General features: G+C 47.9%; 4 pseudogenes. All 4 read left to right on the top strand.

What is annotated here, in order from left to right:
* Nucleotides 1–363: pseudogene (locus tag BGK49_RS11080) on the top strand (IS1-like element IS1X2 family transposase); the annotation flags it as partial.
* 16 nt (nt 364–379) lie between these two features.
* Nucleotides 380–442 (top strand): annotated as a pseudogene (locus tag BGK49_RS31035) (hypothetical protein); the annotation flags it as partial.
* A gap of 29 nt (nt 443–471) precedes the next feature.
* A pseudogene (locus tag BGK49_RS11075) lies at nt 472–2,987 on the top strand (fimbria/pilus outer membrane usher protein).
* A 10-nt stretch (nt 2,988–2,997) separates the two neighbouring features.
* Nucleotides 2,998–3,192, top strand: a pseudogene (locus BGK49_RS26530) (fimbrial protein); the annotation flags it as partial.
* Between the last annotated feature and the right edge of the window lie 149 nt (nt 3,193–3,341).

Genomic DNA, 3,341 nt, shown 5'->3' with positions numbered 1-3,341 from the left:
GGCTACGTCGGTGCTAAATCACGTCAGCGCTGGCTGTTTTACGCGTATGACAGGATACGGAGGACGGTTGTGGCGCACGTCTTCGGTGAACGCACTCTGACCACACTGGAGCGTCTTCTGAGCCTGCTGTCGGCCTTTGAGGTCGTGGTATGGATGACGGATGGCTGGCCGCTGTATGAATCACGCCTGAAGGGAAAGCTGCACGTTATCAGCAAGCGTTACACTCAGCGCATTGAGCGACATAATCTGAATCTGAGACAACATCTGGCAAGGCTGGGACGGAAGTCACTGTCGTTCTCAAAATCGGTGGAGCTGCATGACAAGGTCATCGGGCATTATCTGAACATAAAACACTATCAGTAAGTTGGAGTCATTACCGAAATGGGCTGCAATCAATGATTATGGCGGCAGTTCCGGGACAGAAACTCGTCCACTGCAATAACAAATATAAAAAACACAGGTCATCAGGGAATGCCACAACGACACCACCAGGGACATAAACGCACACCGAAACAGTTGGCGCTCATCATCAAACGCTGTTTGCCGATGGTGCTCACTGGCAGCGGCATGCTTTGCACTACCGCTAACGCCGAAGAGTATTATTTCGACCCCATTATGCTGGAAACTACAAAAAGTGGTATGCAAACAACTGATCTGTCACGTTTTTCAAAAAAATACGCACAACTACCAGGAACTTATCAGGTTGATATCTGGCTGAATAAAAAGAAGGTTTCACAGAAAAAAATTACATTTACCGCCAATGCAGAGCAACTTCTGCAGCCACAGTTTACGGTAGAACAACTACGTGAGCTGGGTATTAAGGTGGATGAAATCCCGGCGCTGGCTGAAAAAGATGACGATAGCGTGATCAACTCGCTTGAACAAATCATAGCCGGTACAGCTGCTGAATTTGATTTCAATCATCAGCGACTTAATTTGAGCATTCCCCAAATTGCACTGTACCGTGATGCAAGAGGTTACGTCTCCCCTTCTCGTTGGGACGATGGTATACCAACGCTGTTTACCAACTACTCGTTTACAGGTTCTGATAACCGTTACCGCCAGGGCAATCGTAGCCAACGACAGTACCTGAATATGCAAAATGGTGCTAATTTTGGCCCCTGGCGATTACGTAACTATTCTACGTGGACACGCAACGATCAGGCGTCAAGCTGGAACACTATCAGTAGTTATTTACAACGTGATATCAAGGCGTTGAAGTCTCAGTTGCTTCTGGGAGAAAGCGCCACCAGCGGCAGTATTTTTTCCAGCTACACCTTTACTGGCGTGCAACTCGCTTCCGACGATAATATGTTGCCAAACAGCCAGCGCGGATTTGCCCCAACGGTACGCGGTATCGCAAACAGTAGTGCAATCGTGACTATCAGGCAAAATGGTTATGTGATCTATCAAAGCAACGTGCCAGCGGGTGCCTTTGAAATTAACGATCTCTACCCCTCTTCCAACAGCGGCGATTTAGAAGTCACGATTGAAGAAAGTGACGGTACACAACGTCGCTTTATCCAGCCTTATTCTTCATTACCCATGATGCAGCGACCTGGGCATCTAAAATATAGCGCGACCGCTGGACGCTATCGCGCTGATGCAAACAGTGATAGCAAGGAACCCGAATTTGCTGAAGCCACGGCAATATATGGTTTGAATAATACTTTTACGCTGTATGGCGGCCTGCTCGGTTCTGAAGATTATTATGCGCTGGGGATCGGTATCGGCGGCACACTTGGCGCACTGGGCGCGTTGTCGATGGATATCAACAGGCTGACACCCAATTCGATAACCAGCACTCTTTTCATGGCTATCAATGGCGTACGCAGTACATCAAAGATATCCCGGAAACCAACACCAATATCGCTGTTAGCTACTATCGCTATACCAACGATGGCTATTTTAGTTTTGATGAAGCCAATACCCGCAATTGGGACTATAACAGTCGCCAAAAAAGTGAAATTCAATTCAACATCAGCCAGACAATATTTGATGGGGTAAGTCTGTATGCCTCCGGTTCGCAGCAAGACTATTGGGGCAATAACGAGAAAAACAGGAATATCTCTGTTGGGGTTTCCGGCCAGCAATGGGGAATTGGTTACAGCCTGAATTATCAATACAGCCGCTACACTGATGAAAATAATGACCGTGCACTCTCTTTGAATCTCAGTATTCCGTTAGAACGCTGGTTACCGCGTAGCCGGGTTTCCTATCAGATGACCAGCCAGAAAGATCGCCCAACCCAACATGAAATGCGTCTTGATGGCTCACTGCTGGATGATGGTCGCCTGAGCTATAGCCTGGAACAAAGTCTGGATGACGATAACAACCATAACAGTAGCCTGAACGCCAGTTACCGTTCACCTTATGGAACCTTCAGTGCCGGATACAGTTACGGTAATGACAGCAGCCAATACAATTACGGCGTTACCGGCGGCGTGGTTATCCATCCTCATGGCGTGACGCTCTCGCAATATCTGGGCAACGCTTTTGCGCTTATCGATGCTAACGGGGCTTCTGGCGTGAGGATACAAAACTATCCGGGGATTGCTACTGATCCCTTTGGCTATGCAGTGATTCCTTATCTCACGACTTATCAGGAAAACCGTCTCTCGGTAGATACTACGCAGCTGCCCGATAACGTCGATCTTGAACAAACAACACAGTTTGTGGTGCCCAACAGAGGTGCAATGGTAGCGGCGCGTTTCAACGCCAATATCGGTTATCGCGTACTTGTTACAGTCAGCGATCGCAACGGTAAACCGTTGCCCTTTGGCGCTCTTGCCAGCAACGATGATACGGGGCAACAAAGTATCGTCGATGAGGGCGGCATACTATATCTCTCTGGGATATCGAGTAAATCACAAAGCTGGACTGTACGCTGGGGAAATCAGGCAGATCAACAATGTCAGTTTGCTTTTAGTACACCGGATTCAGAACCAACAACCTCTGTATTACAAGGCACAGCGCAGTGCCATTAAGGATAAAAAAATGAAAAGAGCGCCTCTTATAACAGGACTTTTGTTGATATCCACATCCTGCGCTTATGCCTCCTCAGGAGGGTGTGGAGCCGACAGCACTAGCGGTGCGACAAATTACAGCAGTGTGGTTGATGATGTTACGGTGAACCAGACAGATAACGTGACAGGACGGGAGTTTACCTCTGCAACGCTAAGTAGCACTAACTGAAGTGGCACACTGAATTTGGCCACCTGAACAGAGGTGATATGCTCACCTCAGAACAACACAGGTGCTCCAATGAAAAAAAGAAATTTTAGCGCAGAGTTTAAACGCGAATCCGCTCAACTGGTTGTTGACCAGAAATACACGGTGGC

Source organism: Shigella sp. FC1544 (assembly GCF_001722145.1).
In the GTDB taxonomy this organism is placed as follows: domain Bacteria; phylum Pseudomonadota; class Gammaproteobacteria; order Enterobacterales; family Enterobacteriaceae; genus Escherichia; species Escherichia coli.
This window is presented reverse-complemented; position numbering and strand designations above follow the sequence as displayed.